The sequence below is a fragment of the Pseudomonas frigoris genome (assembly GCF_047758635.1).
In the GTDB taxonomy this organism is placed as follows: domain Bacteria; phylum Pseudomonadota; class Gammaproteobacteria; order Pseudomonadales; family Pseudomonadaceae; genus Aquipseudomonas; species Aquipseudomonas frigoris.
The window spans coordinates 2717519-2736335 of the sequence record NZ_CP180479.1; the positions used below are offsets into that span (position 1 = coordinate 2717519).

Consider the following 18817-nt stretch of genomic DNA (forward strand, 5'->3'; position numbering starts at 1 on the left):
TCATGAATCAGGAAGAACACCTTAGCGCCGCCGATCTGGCCCTGCTGCAACTGGGGCGCCGCTTGCAGGCCGACGGTTATCGTTTCATCACGCCAACGCCGCTAACCCATCAGCGGGTCAATGATCGCTCCTTTGGGCAAAGCGCCCGGACCCTGCGCGAAGTGTTCGGCTGGTCGCGGCCGTTTGAGCCGGGTCTGTTGTCGGTGGATGAGCAGCGGCAGTTGCAACAGGCTGGCGTCCTCGAGGAATGCAATGGTCGACTGAAAAGTCATGTGCGCTGGTCAAGCCTCGATGACCTGTTGTTCGTGCACTCGGGTTACCCCACTGATGCCGCTGACGCGGTGTTCTTCGGTCCCGACACTTATCGTTTTGCACAACTGATTCACGCTCATCTGCAACAGAGCTTCGCGTCGATCAGGCGCGCCGTGGACATTGGTTGCGGCGCTGGTGTCGGAGCGATTGTTATTGCCCGCGCACGCCGTGAGGCCGAAGTGCTGGCCGTGGACATCAACCCTTTGGCGTTACGCATGACGGCGGTCAACGTCGCGCTTGCCGAGTTGGCTAACGTCAGCATCGAGGCCAGCGATGTGCTGCAAGACGTCGACGGCCACTTCGACCTGATCGTCGCCAATCCGCCCTACATGGCCGACCCGGCCGAGCGTGCTTACCGGCATGGCGGCGGCGCGCTTGGCGCGCAATTGTCGTTGCGCATTGTCGAGCAAGCCTTGTATCGGTTGGCCCCCGGTGGCTCCTTGGTGCTGTACACCGGGGTGGCGATGATCGATGGCGTCGACCCGTTTCTGGATGCGGTGACACCGCGTCTGGAATCGCCGATGTTCGGCTGGACCTACCACGAACTCGACCCCGATGTGTTCGGTGAAGAACTGTTGACCCCTGGCTATCAGCGGGTGGAACGCATTGCCGTCGTAGCCCTGATTGTCACGCGTATCGGTTCGGGCATCGGGGGCACCGTTACGTCGTCAGTCGGTGCGCCATGACCAGGAGCCTGGACGATTACAATCGCATGCGCGATTTCTCGGCGACCTCTGAACCGGTTGCCGGCAAACGTTCGGGCAAAAAAACCGTGAAAGATCATGCGTTACAGTTCTGCATTCAGAAGCACGACGCCTCACGGCTGCATTACGACTTTCGCCTGGAGCTCGATGGCGCACTGAAAAGTTGGGCGGTGCCCAAAGGTCCGTCACTGGACCCCAAGGTCAAGCGCCTGGCGGTGCACGTCGAAGACCATCCGATTGATTACGCCACCTTCGAGGGCAGCATTCCCGAAGGGCATTACGGCGCCGGCGACGTGATTGTCTGGGACCGGGGGGTGTGGATTCCTCAGGACGACCCGGCCAAGGCGTACGCCAAGGGCAAGCTCAAATTCGAGCTAAAGGGCGAGAAGCTCGGCGGCCTGTGGAACCTAGTGCGCACGCACATGCCGGGCAAGCAGGAGCAATGGTTTTTGATCAAGCATCAGGACGGCGCGGCCAAACCCGAAAGCGATTACGACGTGGTCGCCGCCGAGCCCGACAGCGTGCTCAGTGACCGGACCATCGTTGCCAAAAAGCCGAAGACCGCTGCCAAACCCAAACCGGTCAAAAAAACCGCTACCCCGGCGCGCAAGGAAAAATCGGCGCCATTGACGGGCGCCCGCAAAGCCAAATTGCCGGAACTGCTCAAACCGGAACTGGCGACGCTGGTCGAAAAAGCCCCGGGCGGCGAGTGGAGCTATGAGATCAAGTTCGATGGCTATCGGATCATGGCGCGCATCGACCACGACGAAGTCAAACTGTTCACCCGCAACGGCCACGACTGGACCCACAAACTGCCCAGACAAGCCGAGGCGTTGGCGGCGCTAGGCCTCGAATCGGCCTGGCTCGACGGGGAAATGGTGGTCGCCGACGAGCAGGGCGTGCCGGACTTTCAGGCCTTGCAAAACGCCTTCGACTCGGGCCGTAGCGGCAACATCGTTTACTACCTGTTCGACATGCCTTACCTCAACGGCGTGGACTTGCGCGAGGTGCCGGTCGAGGAGCGAAGGGTTGCGCTGTCGACCGTGCTAAACCCCAACAAAGACCCGCTACTGCGCTTCTCCGATGCCTTTAGTGAAGAACCGGAAGCGCTGCTCAACAGCGCCTGCCAAATGCAGATGGAAGGGCTGATCGGCAAGCGTCTGGGTTCGCCTTACGTGTCGCGGCGCAGCAGCGACTGGATCAAGCTCAAGTGCAAGCATCGGCAGGAATTTGTGGTCGTCGGCTTCACCGACCCGAAAGGCTCGCGCAATGCCTTCGGCGCGCTGCTGCTGGGGTTGCATGACCGCGACAGCGGTGAGTTGCGTTACGCGGGCAAGGTCGGCACCGGGTTCAACGAGACGACGCTCAAGCGCATCTACGAGCAGCTGAAACCGCTGCAAACCAAAAAGATTTCGGTGGTCAATCCACCGAGCGGTTTTGACGCCAAGGGTGTGCACTGGCTCAAGCCCACGCTGCTGGCTGAGGTCGCTTTTGCCGAAATGACCAAGGAAGGTTCAGTCCGTCATGCAGTGTTCCATGGCCTGCGTGACGACAAACCTGCCGAAGACATTACCGAGGAGCGTCCGAAAGCCGTGAAGACTTCAGCCGCGAAAAAAACCACTGTCGAAAAACCTTCCACCCCTGCCAAAAAGAAAGCCGCGCCCGCGCCCTCACAAATCGGCCTGGGCGAGGGCAAGGTCCGCATCACTCACCCGGACCGGGTCATCGACGCCAGCAGCGGCACCACCAAAGTGCAACTGGCGGAGTATTACGCCAGCGTCGCCGAATGGATTTTGCCCGAGCTCAAGGACCGGCCCGTGGCGCTGGTGCGCGCCCCGGACGGCATCGCCGGCGAACTGTTTTTCCAGAAGAACGCCGAGCGCCTGGCCATTCCGGGGATCACCACCCTGGACAAGGCACTCACCGGCCAACCGGTGATGATCATCAACAACGCCGAAGCCCTGATCGGCGCCGTGCAAATGAGCACCGTCGAGCTGCACACCTGGAACGCCACCTCGGACAACCTCGACAAACCCGACCGCTTCGTCCTCGACCTCGACCCGGACCCGGCACTGCCCTGGAAAAGCATGGTCGAGGCCACCCAGCTGACCCTCTCGGTACTCGATGAACTGGGGCTCAAGGCGTTCCTCAAGACCAGCGGCGGCAAAGGGATTCACCTGGTGGTGCCACTGACTCGCAAGCTGGGTTGGGATGAGGTGAAAGACTTCAGCCACGCGATCGTCAGCCACATGGCCAAGTTGCTGCCGGAGCGTTTTTCCGCCGTGTCGGGCCCGAAGAACCGGGTAGGGCGGATCTTCATCGATTACCTGCGCAACGGTCTGGGCGCCACGACCATCTGCGCCTACGCCGTGCGCACCCGCGAAGGGCTGCCGGTGTCGGTGCCGATCTTTCGCGAAGAGGTGGGCGAGCTCAAGGGTGGCAATCAGTGGAACGTGCATACTGTGCATGAACGCCTGGCCAAGGTCGGTGATGAACCCTGGAAGGATTTGAAGAAAACCCGGCAGTCGATCACCGCCGAGATGCGGCGACGGGTAGGGATGAAAAAATAGCGGTTGGGATGAACACGATCGGTGTAGGAGCTGGCGAAGCCTGCGATCTTGGCGGCGGTTGTTACTCCGACAAAATCAAGATCAAAAGATCGCAGCCTGCGGCAGCTCCTACGGGGGGGCTACTTGATGAATGCTTGTAGGTCACTGGTCAGTTTGTCGATCGCCACTTTGAAATCCTTGGTGGTGATCTTCTGGCTGGCGTTTGACAGGGTGCTGCCAAAGACTTTGCGCACCACTTTGGCCACGGTCTGGTTGTTGCTGGCGTCGATAAACTCGGCCTCGATAAACAGTGTGGTGTCCTGATCGCGGTGACCACTGGCAGCGGAAACACCCCCCACGACGGCGGCAACCGGCACCACTTCATACCACTTCATGCCTTCGTTTTCGGCACTCACCCCGGTGATCGCTGCGCGCAGGATCAAGGTTTTTGAACCGGCCGGCGCTGATTTCGCGCTCGTTACAACCCGATATTTCTGACTCAGCACACCTTTGGCCTTACTGGTCATGTAGCTCTGCAACTCGTCCAGGGTTTGCTGGTTAACCCGCTCAGTGGGCTTGGGCGCCGGGTAGAGTTCCAGCTTGTTGAAGGCCACGGTGTTATAGGCATCTGGATTCCAGGACGGGCTCACCCAGCGCATGGCTGTTTCGCCGCTGGTGGTGGTGACTTGCTGCAAGTTGTTGTAGTTGGACAGGAAACCGGAATACTGCTCACGCTCGGTGACTTTCGAGGTGCAACCGCCGAGCAGCAGGCTGGCCAGCGCAGCGCCAATAAACAGTTTTCGGGACAAGTTCATAGTGGTGTTTGCTCCATGGATTAAGTCGTTTTTTTTCAGTAGCAGGGCATCAGAATCGCCAGGTCATGTTTCCGGTCACGGCTTGAATCCAGGCATTGTCGAACTGACCCGGGGGTCGAGTACCTGACGCGGATTTGGTCAAATCCACCGGCATGTCGCCGAGCCAGACCATGGCCCAGCTGACATTGATGTCGGTGACCTTGTTCAGAGCATAGGTGGCCGGCCGCAATGCGCCAGGATTCGCCCATGGGAGCGGTAAAAGTTCGGTTTGCGTCCGAAACGGCGCTGCTGTCGTACACCACAGAGTACTGGAAGCGCTGAAAGGGCAGGCTTGATACGCAGGCATGAGGCGGCGAGCCCGGCTCGCCGCCCCAACGACTATTGCTTGCCGACAGCGCCCGCCAGCAGCGGCGCTATCTGTTCATCGGTCAGTGCCGCCTGGACCTCCATGGTCATGAGGTCGCTCCATTCCAGCACCCACTTCTGAATGGCTGCCGGATCACTGGCCTCTGCCACGCCAAAACCGGATGCACCACCGACGGCGTGCCAGCGTCCCAGCATTTTGACGCCAGCGGGTGGAGCCCCCCCGGTCTTGAGGAAACGCTCGATCGCGCTGTTACGATTTGTCGAACTGATAGACCAACTGACTATGAATAACATCTGCCACCTCCTGCTACGGATTGGCACCTGTTGCTCTTCGCGCACCTGGCGGGTGCCGGGACCACGGTCACGCTTGAGTGTCCAGATTCATCCCTGACTGGCTTGAAACCATTGCTCCCATGAGAAGGCATAGCAGCGGGCCAGACTCTGCGTATGACCGCTGATCCTGTTTCGTTGCATGGCAACGAATTTTGCAGGTGCTTCGAGGAGGAGGTTCATGGGGCTGATTTCACGCATCGCGCAACAGGTCGTTGGCGTTGAGCAGCTCGTAGGCAATCTCCGGGCGCTTCTCCAGTGCGCGACGAATCGCGGCCGGGATCGACTGACGGGTTTTGCGGCATAGCCCCGGTTGTTCGCCGAGGTTAATACCGATACCGCGCATGGTGCGTACTTCGTTGAAACTGGGGACGATGTCCACGCGGATGCCCAACTGTTCGTACATTCGCTGTTGCAGGCGTTCCAGATCACTCAGGCTCTGGAGGTTTTCCAGGCGTTCGACCAGGCGCTTTTCTTCCGAACGGGTCAGAAACAGGATGCGCACGTCCGCCCCCGGTGTTTCCAGCAGCGGGTCACGCCCGCAGTCGCAGGCGCCGGGCGGGCAGGGTTGGCGGATCGGAGGCGTGGTGGTCATGGGGTTCAATCATAGAGTGCTCCAATCGGGTTTGCCCATAGGGTTTCTTGCCCTTCTGGCGAACGGGTCACGCCGGGACTAGGCTTAAGAGTCGTGCACAGGCCAAGGAGCGGGATCAATGAAAGCCAACGCGAGTGTTTTCTGCCTGTTGTTCACCCTTGCGCTGGCCCCGGGCGCTTGTGCCGACGATCCGCCAACACCGGACGCCACCCCGACGATCAACCCGAAAGTGGTCGATAAACTCATCGATATGGGCACCTACCTACGCAGTCTGCCGACGTTTCAGGTCGACGCCGAAGTGTCCCGGGATACCGTTCTGGAGTCTGGCCAGAAGATCAAGACCGAGGCCTCTACTGTCTTGAAAGTGGTGGGTCGCGATCGGATGTATGCCAAGACGCAAGGCGATGTTCGAACGCGAGAGTTCTTCTATAACGGCAAGAAACTGACCCAGTATTCACCGTTTCTCAAGTACTACACCACCGTGGATGCACCGCCTGACGTCTCCGATACGCTGCACTTGATAGAAAACCATTACGGGATTCAGGTGCCCATGGAGGACCTGTTTCTGTTTGGCAGCGATCAGGCACAGATCGATGCGCTGAAAGAGGCGCTGTATGTCGGCCCGTCGACGATCAAGGGGCAACTGTGTGATCACCTGGCCTTTCGGCAGGAGGGTGTTGACTGGCAGTTGTGGATCACCCGATCCGACAAGCCACTGCCGTGCAAACTGGTGATCACGACCACCGATGAACCGGGTTCTCCGGAATACAGCGCGGTGTATCGCTGGAACCTGAAACCGGGCATCAAGGACTCGATCTTCACCTTCGCACCGCGCAAGGGCGATGTGGCGATTCCTTTGAAGAGAGCCAGTGATCAGGGAGGGGCATGACATGAACAGGACGATGTCGTGGAGCCTGTTGTTATCGCTCGTAACCACCTCGGTACTGACGCTGAGCCTGGTCACTTATGTGGATGCCCGACCCCAGCGCGCCCAAGGGCACGCCAGGGCATCGGTCAATCGTGCGCCGCCACCCAGTGCTCAAAGGGCTCAGCGCGTCAACACCGGCAATACCGCTCAACGCGCTACCAACGTCAACGCGGGCAATCGGGCCAATACCGGAAACACGGTCGGCAACCGAACCAACATCAACAACAGCACCCGTAACGTCAACATCGATAACAGCCGCGACGTGGACATCGACGTAGATGGGCAGGGCCGCTATGGCTACGACGATCACTACCATCCGATCGCCACGGCGGCGGCCGTCACTGCAACGGTCGCGGTGACAGCGGCGGTGGTCGGGTCCATCTTCACGCCAGCGCAATTGCCCCCCAGTTGCGTGCAAGTCATCCAGTACAACACGGCTTACATGCAGTGCGGTTCAACCTTGTATCAACCACAGTATCAGGGCAGCGATGTGACTTATGTCGTGGTGAATGCGCCTTGAGTCGGGGGGATCACATTCCGACCGCTTGATTTTAGAGGAGACGCAGCATGGAGCGATTCACGGGTGGTTGCCTGTGCGGCAACGTCCGAATTGAGGCGTCGGGACTCCCGTATCGGGTCGGCCTTTGTCACTGTCTCGATTGCCGCAAGCATCATGGGGCGCTTTTTCATGCTTGCGCGATATTCCCTCAGAGTGCGGTGACGATCGACGGCGAAACACGTGACTACGCCGGACGGTTTTTCTGTCCCCGCTGCGGCTCGTCCGTTTTTGCGCGCACCGACGACGAAATCGAAGTGAACCTGGGGTCCCTGGATGCCCCTGACCAACTGATGCCAACCTACGAAAGCTGGATCGTGCGTCGTGAGTCCTGGTTGCCGCCGTTTCCGCTCACGAGACGATACGAGCGCGATCGTGACGCCACGGGTCGCTTTGAGGAGTAGGTTCCGATGCTTGAACCGGGTCTGGAGCGTTGCATGAAAGTGGGCGTGATTTCCGATACCCATGGCTTGCTCCGCGCCGAAGCCCTTGCTGCACTGCAGGGTTGTGAACGGATTATTCACGCGGGCGACATCGGCAGCCCCGAAATCCTCGATCAACTGGCATCAATAGCCCCGCTGCACGTGGTCCGCGGGAACAACGATCTGGACGCCCCTTGGGCGGAAAATCTCGCCGACTGCCTATGTTTCGACCTGAACGGATGGCAGGTCTTTCTGGTACATGACAATGCCGATGTCCCAGCCGTGCTTGATGCAGGCATAAAGCTGGTGATCACCGGCCATTCGCACAAGCCCCGCATAGAATGGCGCGGCGAACAGCTCTACCTCAATCCCGGCAGCGCGGGACGCCGACGCTTCAAGCTGCCGGTGACGCTGGCTCTGCTTGAGGTGCTTGAGACCTCAATTGAGCCGCGTCTGGTCTCGCTACTGGAATGACCTTTCCCTGGATTGTAGATTTTTCTGTGAGCAGGGCCTTGCCAAACTGGGCGTTCCACACCGAGTTTTCCAGCCGCTATATACTCGACGGCCCCTTTACCACCTCATGCAAGAGATCCCCATGGCAAACCACGACCTCACCTTCCTCCCCGACCCCGATCCGCAGTCCATCTCCTCGGATGTCGCCGGTTTCGGCGGCCTGCTGGTCTCCACTCAGATCCCCACCCGCGCCGACGGCAGCCTGGAGTTGGGCGACATCGCCCTGCAAAGCGAATGCACCCTGCAGGCACTCAAGGTAGCGCTGGAGCACGCCGGCAGTTCCATGGACCGGGTTCTGCATCTGACCATCTACCTCACCGACATGGCTGACCGCGCCGCCTTCAACGAGGTCTACCAGCGCTTCTTCGCCAAGCCCTGGCCGGTTCGGGCCGCCGTTGGCGTGGCCTCCCTGGCAGTTGAAGGCATGCGCGTGGAAGTCACGGCGATGGCGGCCAAGGGCTGAGTCCGCGGACTTGTCCGGAGGTCCCGCTCAACGAGCGGGCGCCACCGGGCGGGTTGGCAAAGACTGCGTCAAGGATGGCTTTTACTGGCCGTCTACGAGGCGAGGCAGCAGCGCTGAGCTGCCCCTTGAGCGAGTGAGCGACGGCGAGCAGTTCATCCTCATCCTTGACGTTCACCAGCAGTGCCGAAGGACCGAATACTTCTTGCGCAAGTACCGTCTCGGTCAGGAAACGTTGGCCGTCGACTTCATGCAACACCTGATCAGCGAGCCGAGCGCAGCCTACACAGAAGAGCGCAACGCACGGCGTGAGGCTTTCAAGGGGAATCGAATCCAGCAGTAAGGAGGGAATCCACAGTGCTCGTTGCCCGCTGAACTTGTTGGTCCGCATGGTAGGACGAGCGCACCAGAGGACCGGATGCAACGTTCTTGAAGCCCATCCGCGTACCTTGTTCGGCGAACCAGGCGAACACGTCCGGGTGGACGAAACGCTGGACCGGCAAGTGACTGCGCGACGGTTGCAGGTACTGGCCGAGGGTGAGCATGTCGACATCGTGCTCACGCATGCGCTGCATGACTTCGATGACTTCCTCGTCGGTCTCGCCAAGGCCCAGCATCAGGCCGGATTTGGTTGGTACACTCGGGACCAATCGCTTGAACTTCTGCAGCAGATCCAGCGACCACTCGAAATCCGAACCCGGCCGCGCGGCTTTGTACAGGCGCGGGACGGTCTCCAGATTGTGGTTGAACACATCGGGTGGCTCAGTGGCGGTGATCGCCAGGGCAACGTCCATACGGCCACGGTAATCCGGCACCAGGGTTTCCAGTTGCACGCCCGGCGACAGCTTGCGGATTTCGCGCAGGCAATCGACGAAATGCTGGGCGCCGCCGTCGCGCAAGTCGTCGCGGTCCACCGAGGTGATCACCACGTACTTCAGGCGCAGGTCGGCGATGGCCTCGGCGAGGTTCATCGGCTCTTCGGCGTCCAGCGGTTTTGGCCGGCCGTGGCCGACGTCGCAGAACGGGCAACGGCGGGTGCAGATGTCACCCATGATCATGAAGGTCGCCGTGCCACCGGAAAAACACTCGCCGAGGTTCGGGCAGGAAGCTTCCTCACAGACGCTGTGCAGCTTGTGTTTGCGCAGCAGCTGTTTGATCCGGTCGACCTCGGGGGAGGTCGGTATGCGCACGCGAATCCAGTCGGGTTTGCGTGGGAACTCATCGGTCGGGATGATCTTCACCGGAATTCGCGCGACCTTTTCTGCACCGCGCAGTTTGACCCCGACTTGCATTTTTACCGGGCTTTTGCCGGTCGATTCCACAAGTATGCTCATGTATTTTTTCCTCTTGTGCGAGCGGGAGAGCCCCGCGCTGACGCCAGAAAAACGCATTCTTTGTAGCAGCTGGCGCAGCCTGCGTTCGGCTGCGCAGCAGTCGTAAAACCTGAGTGCGAGGTTTTTCTGAAACACCGCATTGCCTGATTTCACGACTGCTGCGCAGCCGAACGCAGGCTGCGCCAGCTGCTACAAAGAGTGCTGCGGATCAGTCGCGGTAGACCGGGAAGTCGCTGCACATTACAGCGGCTTGCCGGGCGACGTGGGCCTCGACATCGGCATCGCCGAGGTGATCGAGAATGTCGCAGATCCAGCCCGCCAGCTCGATGCTCTGGGCTTCCTTGAAACCACGGCTGGTGATCGCCGGCGTGCCGATGCGCAGGCCAGAGGTCACGAACGGCGATTGCGGATCGTTCGGTACGGCGTTTTTGTTCACGGTGATACCGGCACGACCGAGGGCGGCGTCGGCGTCTTTGCCGGTCAGGCCCTGACGAATCAGGCTGACCAGGAACAGGTGGTTGTCGGTCCCGCCCGACACGACGTCGTAGCCTCGATCGATGAAGACTTTAGCCATCGCCTGGGCGTTGCGGATCACTTGCGCCTGATAGGTCTTGAAGGCGGGCTCCAGCGCTTCTTTGAAGCACACAGCCTTGGCGGCGATCACGTGCATCAACGGGCCACCCTGGCCGCCGGGGAACACCGCTGAGTTGAGTTTTTTCTCCAGTTCCGGATTGGCCTTGGCCAGGATCAGGCCGCCGCGCGGACCGCGCAGGGTTTTGTGGGTTGTGGTGGTGACGACATCGGCAAAGGGAATCGGGTTCGGGTACAGACCCGTCGCCACCAGCCCGGCGACGTGGGCCATGTCCACAAACAGATAAGCGCCAACCTTGTCGGCGATCTCACGGAAGCGCGGGAAATCCAAAGTCTTCGAGTAGGCGGAGAAACCGGCGATGATCATCTTTGGTTGGTGTTCGACGGCCAGGCGTTCGACTTCGTCGTAATCGATCAGGCCGGTGGCGGTGTCGATGCCGTACTGAACGGCGTTATACAACTTGCCGGAAAAACTCACTTTGGCGCCGTGGGTCAGGTGACCGCCGTGGGCCAGGCTCATGCCCAGCACGGTGTCGCCGGCCTGCAGCAACGCCAGATAGACCGCAGCGTTGGCCTGGCTGCCGGAGTGCGGCTGGACGTTGGCGTAATCGGCGCCGAACAGCTGTTTGGCGCGGTCGATGGCCAGTTGTTCGACCACATCGACGTGTTCGCAACCGCCGTAATAGCGCTTGCCCGGATAGCCTTCGGCGTACTTGTTGGTCAGGCCGCTGCCTTGCGCTTCCATCACCCGTTGGCTGGTGTAGTTTTCCGAAGCGATCAGCTCGATGTGGTGTTCTTGACGTGCGTCTTCGGCGTTCATCGCCGCCAGCAGTTCGTCGTCGTAGCCTTTGATCTGGTCGTGTTTGCTGAACATGGTGGAGTCCTCTTTTGTTCTTGGATGGATAGACGTACACCTGTAGGAGCTGCCGAGTGAAACGAGGCTGCGATCTTTTGATTTTTTTAGAAGCCAGATCAAAAGATCGCAGCCTTCGGCAGCTCCTACAGGGGTTAAGCGGTGTTTTTAAGCGTCCTGGTAGTCCGCTATCGACGGGCAGGCACAGATCAGGTTGCGATCGCCAAACACGTTGTCGACGCGACCGACGGGCGGCCAGTATTTGGCCTCGATCAAGGTTTCGAGTGGGTAAACCGCTTGCTCACGGCTGTACGGATGCGTCCATTTACCGACGATTTCCGCCGCAGTGTGCGGGGCGTTTTTCAGCGGGTTGTCGTCCTTGTCCAGGGTGCCGTTTTCCACCGCGCGGATTTCTTCGCGGATGCGGATCATGGCGTCGCAGAAGCGGTCCAGTTCTTCTTTGGATTCGCTTTCGGTCGGCTCGATCATCAAGGTGCCGGCGACCGGGAACGACATGGTCGGGGCGTGGAAGCCGAAGTCGATCAGGCGCTTGGCGACGTCATCGACGCTGATGCCGCTGCTGTCTTTCAGCGGACGCAAATCGAGGATGCATTCGTGCGCCACCAGGCCGTTGCTGCCGGTGTACAGCACCGGGTAGTGCTCTTCGAGGCGACGGGAAATGTAGTTGGCATTGAGGATCGCCAGTTGCGAGGCGCGCTTGAGGCCGGCGCCACCCATCATCCGAATGTACATCCAGGTGATCGGCAAAATGCTCGCGCTGCCGAACGGTGCGGCACAGACCGCGCCTTCTTTACGCTCCATGGTCCCGTGACCCGGCAGGAACGGGGTCAGGTGCGACTTGACGCCAATCGGGCCGACGCCGGGGCCGCCACCGCCGTGGGGGATGCAGAAGGTTTTGTGCAGGTTCAGGTGCGACACGTCGCCGCCGAACTTGCCCGGGGCGCAGAGGCCGACCATGGCGTTCATGTTGGCGCCGTCGATATACACCTGGCCGCCATTGTCGTGAATGATGCCGCAGATTTCGCGGATGCCTTCTTCGAACACGCCGTGGGTCGACGGGTAGGTGATCATCAGCGCGGCGAGGTGTTCGCGGTGCTCGATGGCCTTGGCGCGCAGGTCTTCGATGTCGACGTTGCCGCGGGCATCGCAGGCGGTGACGACCACGCGCATACCGGCCATGTTGGCGGTGGCCGGGTTGGTGCCGTGGGCGGACGAGGGGATCAGGCAGATGTCGCGACGGTCTTCGCCACGGCTCTGGTGGTAGGCGCGAATCGCCAGCAGGCCGGCGTATTCGCCCTGGGAACCGGCGTTCGGTTGCAGCGAGATCGCGTCGTACCCGGTGGCGGCGCAGAGCATTGCTTCCAGCTCGTCGGTCAGTTGCTGATAACCGGCGCTTTGCTCGGCCGGGGCGAACGGGTGCAGGGCGCCGAACTCGGCCCAGGTCACCGGGATCATTTCGCTGGCGGCGTTGAGTTTCATGGTGCACGAGCCCAGCGGGATCATGGTGCGATCCAGCGCCAGGTCCTTGTCGGCGAGCTTGCGCAGGTAGCGCATCAGCTCGGTTTCCGAGTGGTAACGGTTGAACACCGGGTGGCTGAGGATGGGCGATTGACGCAGCAGGGCGGCCGGGATCGTGCTAGTCACCGAAGCGGCGAGAGCAGCGAAGTCCGGCAGGGTTTTGCCGTCGGCCAGCAGGGCCCACAGGGTTTCCACGTCAGCTTGCGAAGTGGTTTCGTCGAGGGACAGGCCCAGACGTTCGCCATCGATTACGCGCAGGTTGATCTGCTTGGCGCGCGCCTGGTCGTGCAGTTTGGCGGTGTTAGCACCGGTGTTCAGGGTCAGGGTGTCGAAGAAGCTGGCTTGCTCGACTTTCAGGCCCAATGCGCTCAAGCCTTGGGCCAGAATCGCGGTCAGGTGATGCACGCGGTTGGCGATCTGGGTCAGGCCTTTCGGGCCGTGGTACACGGCGTACATGCTGGTGATGTTGGCCAACAAGACCTGCGCGGTGCAGATGTTGCTGGTGGCTTTCTCGCGACGGATGTGTTGCTCGCGGGTCTGCATCGCCAGGCGCAGGGCCGGCTTGCCGAAACGGTCGACGGAGACGCCGACCAGACGGCCGGGCATGTCGCGCTTGAACGCATCCTTGGTGGAGAAATACGCCGCGTGCGGGCCACCGAAGCCCAGCGGCACGCCGAAGCGTTGCGCGCTGCCGATGGCCACGTCGGCACCGAATTCGCCTGGCGGGGTCAGCACGGTCAGGGCCAGCAGGTCGGCGGCGACCGCCACCAGCGCATTGGCGGCGTGGAAGCGTTCGGTCAGTTCGCGGTAATCGAAGACGTCACCGTTGCTCGCCGGGTATTGCAGCAGGGCGCCAAAGAACGGCGTCACGTCGCTCAGTTCACGCTCGTCGCCCACCACCACGTCGATGCCCAGCGGCTCGGCCCGGGTGCGCAGCACGTCGAGGGTTTGCGGGTGGCAATGCACGGAAGCGAAGAACGCATGGCTGCCCTTGTTCTTGCTCAGGCGTTTGCAGAAGGTCATGGCTTCGGCGGCGGCGGTGGCTTCGTCGAGCAAGGAAGCGTTGGCGATCGGCAGGCCGGTGAGGTCGCTGATCAGGGTCTGGAAGTTCAGCAGCGCTTCGAGACGGCCCTGGGAAATTTCCGGCTGGTACGGGGTGTAGGCGGTGTACCAGGCCGGGTTTTCCAGCAGGTTGCGCAGGATCGGCGACGGCGTGTGCGTGCCGTAGTAGCCCTGGCCGATGTAGGTCTTGAACAGCTGGTTTTTGCCGGCGATGGATTTGATCAAGGCCAGGGCATCGGCTTCGCTGAGGCCGTCTTCGAGGCCGAGGACGCTGGTGCCCTTGATGCTGTCGGGGATGACGCTGGCGCTCAGGGCTTCCAGCGAGTCGAAGCCGAGGCGGTTGAGCATGGCTTGTTCGTCGCCGGCACGCGGGCCGATGTGGCGGGCGATGAATTCGTTACGGGTATCGAGGAGGGTGGTCATACGCAAATCCTCAAGCGTCGGCGCTGGTCAGGCGCTCGTAAGCGGCCTGGTCGAGCAGGGCGTCCATCGCACGCGTGTCGCTGGGGCGTATGCGGAAGAACCAGCCCTCACCCAGTGCGTCTTCGTTGATCAATTCGGGGGAGTTTTCGAGTGTTGAATTCACCTCGACCACTTCGCCGTCCAGGGGCATGTACACGCTGCTGGCAGCTTTCACCGACTCCAGCACCGCCACCTCATCGCCAGCGCCGAAGGTGCGCAGTTCAGGCACCTGAACGAAGACCACGTCACCCAACGCTTGCTGGGCATACGCGGTGATACCCACGGTGATCAGGCCATCGCTCTCAAGACGCAGCCATTCGTGATCGACGGTAAAACGCAATTCGCTCATATCAACTCCTCATTGTTCAGACTCATCCACTGCTGGTGGCGGATGACGATGGACAGGCTCGTGCCGGGCAACGAGCGTGGCTTGAGGGTTGATAGCAAGGGCGGTGCCAATCTAGTTTATTAGTTTGAAATCAATGAGTTGAGATATTTCTAGCGGGATTGGCGTACAGCTTCCGTATTGAAATCAATACAGGCATGCACGGAGGAGGGATCGAAGTCTGGGCCAGACGCTTCGAGAGGGTTTGTCTTGATTTCGATACGATGTATCGAATTGCATACAAAAGGGGGTTGTTCTTGACCCCTGTGGGAGCGAGCTTGCTCGCGATGAGGCCGTGTCAGTCGATATTAATAGGGAATGTCAGTCCGCTTTCGCGAGCAAGCTCGCTCCCACAAGGGTTGGATGGTGTTGGTGAAGATGCATTGCGGCAAAGGCATCAGGGTTTGTTGGGAATGCCATATTTACGCAGCCGGATGGCGATCGCACTGTGCGAGGTTTGCAGGCGTGCCGCCAGTAAACGGCTGGAGGGATAGCTGCTGTAGAGCTGTTCCAGCAGGTTCTTTTCAAACCCTTCGACGGCATCCTCCAGGCTGCCAACCTCACCGTCGTTTTGCCGCTCCACCGCCGTTCTGGCGATGTCGAGGTCGTCGATGTCTACCAGCGGATTCTCGCAAATTGCAGCAGCACGAAAAATCACGTTCTGCAGTTGCCGTACATTGCCCGGCCAGCGGTTACCGAGCAGCGCAGGATAGGTCCCGGGCGCCAGTCGACACACCGGACGCTGGATCTGCGCGCAGGCCTGCTGCATGAAATGATTGGCCATCAGTAGGATGTCGTGGCCGCGCTCGCGCAACGGCGGCACTTGCAGATTGAGCACATTCAGGCGGTAAAACAGGTCCTCGCGAAAACTGCCTTCGCCGACCATTTTTTCCAGATCACGGTGGGTCGCGCTGAGGACGCGCACGTTGACCCTGACCTCACGATCGCCACCCACCCGACGGAAGCAGCCATCGCTTAAAAAGCGCAGCAACTTGGCTTGCAAGTAGGGCGACATTTCACCGACTTCGTCGAGGAACACCGTGCCCTGGTCGGCCAGTTCCAGCAGGCCGAGTTTGCCGCCGCGCTGGGCACCGGTGAAAGCGCCCGCGGCATAGCCGAACAGCTCGCTTTCGGCGAGGCTCTCCGGCAGCGCCGCGCAGTTCAGGGCCAGGAAGGGCGAGTCATGCCGGGCGCTGATCGCGTGGCAGGCACGCGCCACCAGCTCTTTACCGGTGCCGGTTTCGCCCTGAATCAGCAGCGGTGCATCGAGCGTTGCAACGCGCTGGGCGCGGGCCTTGAGGGTCCGAATCGCCGGAGACTCGCCGAGCAGCGCGTCGAAACCTTCGGCGTGGTCATGATGCAGCGCCGAGAGGCGTTCACCGATGCGGTTCGGTTGATACAGGGTCAGCAGGGCGCCGGCATCGGTGATCGGCATGGCGTCCAGCAGCAGCGTCTGACCACCGAGACTGACCTCGTGCATGGGCAGACGAAAACCGTGTTCGATCAATGTGTGATGCAGCGAAGGATCATCGAATAGCGCCGTCAACGGCTCACCGGCGGGTTCACGGCCACAGAGTGCGATCAGCGCCGGGTTGGCCAGCAGCACATGACCTCGCTCATCCACCGCCAACACCGGGTCGGTGCTGGCCGCCAGCAAGGCATCGAGTTGCAAGCGTCGGCGCTGCCCCGGGAGGATGTCGACCATCGTCACCGCTTGCACGCCCCGCACCCCAAGAAAAGCCTCGCGCAGCTCTTCCAGTACATCGGCCCCGAGGGTGGGCGCATCGATGTAAACGTTGGGCGGCACCATCTCGACGGCATCCAGATTGAAACGGCGCCCACCGAGCAGGGCCAGCACTTCCTGGGTGATGCCGACGCGGTCGATGAAGGTGACGTGGATGCGCATAGGTGGCCTGCAAGGGTTGCGAACAGAATGAGTATGACCGGCACGCGCCGTGTCTGTCAGGTGTTGCCGGTTTTGCGCGAACAGGCGGCCAGATCCTCAAGGAACGCCTGAAGGATCGGCGGCGGGGCAGTGCCGCGTCGGGTGATCACGTCAAATGGCGACATCAGTTGCAAGCTGGTGGGCGCCAGTTGGTGCATCTCGCCGGTCTTGACCCACTGAGCTGCGAAGTGCATCGGCAGAAAGCCCAGATAGGCGCCGGAGATCAGCAGAATCGCCAGCGCTTCGATGTTGTCCACCGTAGCCGCAGCCTTACTGACGCCCAAGTGTTCCAGATCGTATTGCTGCATGTAGCCCCTGACCACAATCCGGCTCGCGGCAATCTCTTCGAGCAGTTCGTCGCCCTCCGCCTTGCTGCCATACAGCGGATGCCGCCGCCCGCAATACAAGCCCAGTGCTTCCTGATACAGCGGCGAGTGCAACAGCCCCGGAACGTAGATCGGGAAGTGCCCGATGGCCAGGTGCAGTCGGCCGTCGAGCACGCGTTCTTCCAGTTCTGCGGGGGTGCCGACGTACACGTTCAGGTGCACATCATGCCCTCTGGAGACGAAGCGCTGGGTGGTTCGCGGCAGTGGAGAATCGGGATCGGTAATGGTGGTGTCGATGATCCCCAGATTGAGTTTGCCGCTGATGTGCTGCTTGAGTACGTCAGCGTCCATGCAGAAGTTTTCCACCGCCGAGAGCAGACGCTGAGTGGCTTCGTGGATCGCCACGCCTTGCTCGGTCAGGCGAAAGCCGCTGCGCCCGCGTTGACAGAGTTTGACCCCCAGGCGGGTTTCCAGATGAGTCATCTGTTCGCTGATGGTTGACTGGCCGGCATTCAACGCCGCCTGCGCGGCAGAGAAACCGCCGCACCTGACAATCGTGGCAAACACCCTGAGCAGTTTCAGATCGACATCGTGCAGCTGGATCACCTTGGACCTCCCACGCGCGGATGCATCGGTAATGCCGATATGAGTATCTGATGTTTAGCATTTTTTCCACGAAAACCTGCGCCCATAGTCATTCCAACGGCGGTCGCCTTCCAAGTCCGCTAGCTGATAACAAGAATTGGAGATGCCTGAAATGTCGAACAACGGTTATGAATCCGGTCGCCTGAACCTGCCATTCGTGGGTCACTGCACCTTTGGTAAATCCCCGGTGTGCACCGATTGGGATGCGTTGGATGCGGACGTGGCGGTCCTCGGCGTGCCCAACGACATGGGTACCCAGTGGCGTTCCGGCGCACGCTTCGGACCACGCGGCATTCGTGAGGCATCGACCCTGTTTTCCTTCGGCCATGCCGGCGCCTATGACCACGAAGATGACGTCATGTACCTGACCGCCTCTGACGTGCGCATGGTCGACGTCGGTGATGCCGACATCGTGCACACCGACATGGTCACCAGTAACGAGAACACCGAATACGCCGTGCGCAAGATTCTGGATGCCGGCGTCATGCCGGTTGTACTCGGTGGCGATCATTCGGTTCACGCCCCGGTGATCAAGGCGTTCGAGGGCCGCGGCCCGATCCACATCATCCACTTCGATGCGCACCTGGACTTCGTCGACGAGCGCCACGGTGTTCGCTACGGCCATGGCAACCCGCTGCGCCGCGCGTCCGAAATGAACCACATTGTCGGCATGACCCAGATGGGTATCCGCAACGTGTCTTCGTCCAATCGTGACGACTATGAAGCCGCCCACGCGGCCGGCTCGAAGATCCTTTCGGTCCGTGATGTGCGCCGCCTCGGCGTCGAAGGTGTGCTGGCGTTGATCCCGCAGAACATCAACTACTACATCACCATCGACATCGACGGTTTCGACCCGTCCATCGCCCCTGGCACCGGCACCCCAAGTCACGGCGGCTTCCTCTATTACGAAGTGCTGGAAATCATCCAGGCCCTGGCCAAACGCAGCCAAGGCAACATCGTTGGCATGGATCTGGTGGAGGTCGCACCGGTCTATGATCCTTCCGGCATGACCTCGATTCTGGCGGCGCAACTGCTGCTCAACAGCATCGGTTTCATCTTTCATGAGCGGGCTCAAGCACGGCACGCCATGAGCGAAACCACCACGGCCACGGCGTGATCCGACCG

General features: G+C 60.8%; 18 protein-coding genes and 1 pseudogene. 8 read left to right on the plus strand and 11 right to left on the minus strand.

What is annotated here, in order from left to right:
* Positions 1-2: 2 nt before the first annotated feature.
* Positions 3-998, plus strand: coding sequence for a methyltransferase (locus tag ACMXYH_RS12415; RefSeq protein WP_415767242.1), 996 nt, complete (start codon positions 3-5; stop codon positions 996-998).
* Entirely contained in the window at positions 995-3586 is a 2592-nt protein-coding gene (ligD, locus tag ACMXYH_RS12420; RefSeq protein ID WP_415767243.1) for a DNA ligase D, read from the plus strand. Before ACMXYH_RS12415 ends, ligD begins: the two co-directional genes overlap by 4 nt.
* Positions 3587-3705: 119 nt before the next feature.
* Here ligD and ACMXYH_RS12425 read toward each other — a convergent pair whose 3' ends face one another.
* The 4 genes and pseudogenes from ACMXYH_RS12425 to ACMXYH_RS12440 form a co-directional block, all read right to left on the minus strand.
* Positions 3706-4380, minus strand: a complete 675-nt coding sequence (locus tag ACMXYH_RS12425; RefSeq protein WP_415767244.1) for a DUF3313 domain-containing protein — start codon at positions 4378-4380, stop codon at positions 3706-3708.
* A gap of 49 nt (positions 4381-4429) precedes the next feature.
* Positions 4430-4682: pseudogene (locus ACMXYH_RS12430) on the minus strand (transporter); the annotation flags it as partial.
* A gap of 76 nt (positions 4683-4758) precedes the next feature.
* Positions 4759-5040: a DUF3303 domain-containing protein gene (locus tag ACMXYH_RS12435; protein ID WP_415767245.1), complete on the minus strand. Its 282-nt coding sequence runs from the start codon at positions 5038-5040 to the stop codon at positions 4759-4761.
* Between the two features lie 229 nt (positions 5041-5269).
* A complete protein-coding gene (locus tag ACMXYH_RS12440; protein WP_129436701.1) occupies positions 5270-5671 on the minus strand; it encodes a hypothetical protein in 402 nt (133 codons plus the stop codon).
* Positions 5672-5789: 118 nt separating this feature from the next.
* On the opposite strand from ACMXYH_RS12440, the gene ACMXYH_RS12445 reads away from it, so the two are divergent.
* The 5 genes from ACMXYH_RS12445 to ACMXYH_RS12465 all read left to right on the plus strand — a co-directional run bounded on the left by ACMXYH_RS12445 (position 5790) and on the right by ACMXYH_RS12465 (position 8553).
* Positions 5790-6560: a DUF2092 domain-containing protein gene (locus tag ACMXYH_RS12445; RefSeq protein ID WP_415767246.1), complete on the plus strand. Its 771-nt coding sequence runs from the start codon at positions 5790-5792 to the stop codon at positions 6558-6560.
* 1 nt (position 6561) lies between these two features.
* The gene (locus ACMXYH_RS12450) at positions 6562-7119 is read left to right on the plus strand and encodes a hypothetical protein (protein WP_415767247.1); all 558 of its coding nucleotides are present in this window, start codon (positions 6562-6564) and stop codon (positions 7117-7119) included.
* A 47-nt stretch (positions 7120-7166) separates the two neighbouring features.
* The gene (locus ACMXYH_RS12455; protein WP_129436698.1) at positions 7167-7559 is read left to right on the plus strand and encodes a GFA family protein; all 393 of its coding nucleotides are present in this window, start codon (positions 7167-7169) and stop codon (positions 7557-7559) included.
* A 33-nt stretch (positions 7560-7592) separates the two neighbouring features.
* Entirely contained in the window at positions 7593-8051 is a 459-nt protein-coding gene (locus ACMXYH_RS12460; RefSeq protein ID WP_415767248.1) for a metallophosphoesterase family protein, read from the plus strand.
* Positions 8052-8172: 121 nt separating this feature from the next.
* Positions 8173-8553: a RidA family protein gene (locus tag ACMXYH_RS12465; RefSeq protein ID WP_123369193.1), complete on the plus strand. Its 381-nt coding sequence runs from the start codon at positions 8173-8175 to the stop codon at positions 8551-8553.
* On the opposite strand, the gene ACMXYH_RS12470 is transcribed toward ACMXYH_RS12465, so the two are convergent.
* The 7 genes from ACMXYH_RS12470 to ACMXYH_RS12500 all read right to left on the minus strand — a co-directional run bounded on the left by ACMXYH_RS12470 (position 8528) and on the right by ACMXYH_RS12500 (position 17653).
* Positions 8528-8806, minus strand: coding sequence for a hypothetical protein (locus ACMXYH_RS12470; protein ID WP_415767779.1), 279 nt, complete (start codon positions 8804-8806; stop codon positions 8528-8530). The two genes, ACMXYH_RS12465 and ACMXYH_RS12470, sit on opposite strands and share 26 nt — an antisense overlap.
* 61 nt (positions 8807-8867) lie before the next feature.
* Complete coding sequence (lipA, locus tag ACMXYH_RS12475) at positions 8868-9884, minus strand: lipoyl synthase (RefSeq protein WP_415767249.1); 1017 nt, start codon at positions 9882-9884, stop codon at positions 8868-8870.
* A gap of 208 nt (positions 9885-10092) precedes the next feature.
* Entirely contained in the window at positions 10093-11349 is a 1257-nt protein-coding gene (gene glyA / locus ACMXYH_RS12480) for a serine hydroxymethyltransferase (protein ID WP_415767250.1), read from the minus strand.
* A 147-nt stretch (positions 11350-11496) separates the two neighbouring features.
* Positions 11497-14352, minus strand: coding sequence for an aminomethyl-transferring glycine dehydrogenase (gene gcvP, locus ACMXYH_RS12485; protein WP_415767251.1), 2856 nt, complete (start codon positions 14350-14352; stop codon positions 11497-11499).
* A 10-nt stretch (positions 14353-14362) separates the two neighbouring features.
* Entirely contained in the window at positions 14363-14740 is a 378-nt protein-coding gene (gcvH, locus tag ACMXYH_RS12490) for a glycine cleavage system protein GcvH (RefSeq protein WP_415767252.1), read from the minus strand.
* 433 nt (positions 14741-15173) lie between these two features.
* Complete coding sequence (locus tag ACMXYH_RS12495) at positions 15174-16682, minus strand: sigma-54-dependent transcriptional regulator (RefSeq protein WP_129436692.1); 1509 nt, start codon at positions 16680-16682, stop codon at positions 15174-15176.
* Positions 16683-16738: 56 nt separating this feature from the next.
* Positions 16739-17653: a LysR family transcriptional regulator gene (locus tag ACMXYH_RS12500; RefSeq protein WP_415767253.1), complete on the minus strand. Its 915-nt coding sequence runs from the start codon at positions 17651-17653 to the stop codon at positions 16739-16741.
* 151 nt (positions 17654-17804) lie between these two features.
* Here ACMXYH_RS12500 and speB point away from each other — a divergent pair, with 151 nt between their 5' ends.
* On the plus strand, positions 17805-18809 hold the full coding sequence (gene speB, locus ACMXYH_RS12505; protein ID WP_129445032.1) for an agmatinase: 1005 nt from the start codon (positions 17805-17807) through the stop codon (positions 18807-18809).
* Positions 18810-18817 lie beyond the last annotated feature (8 nt).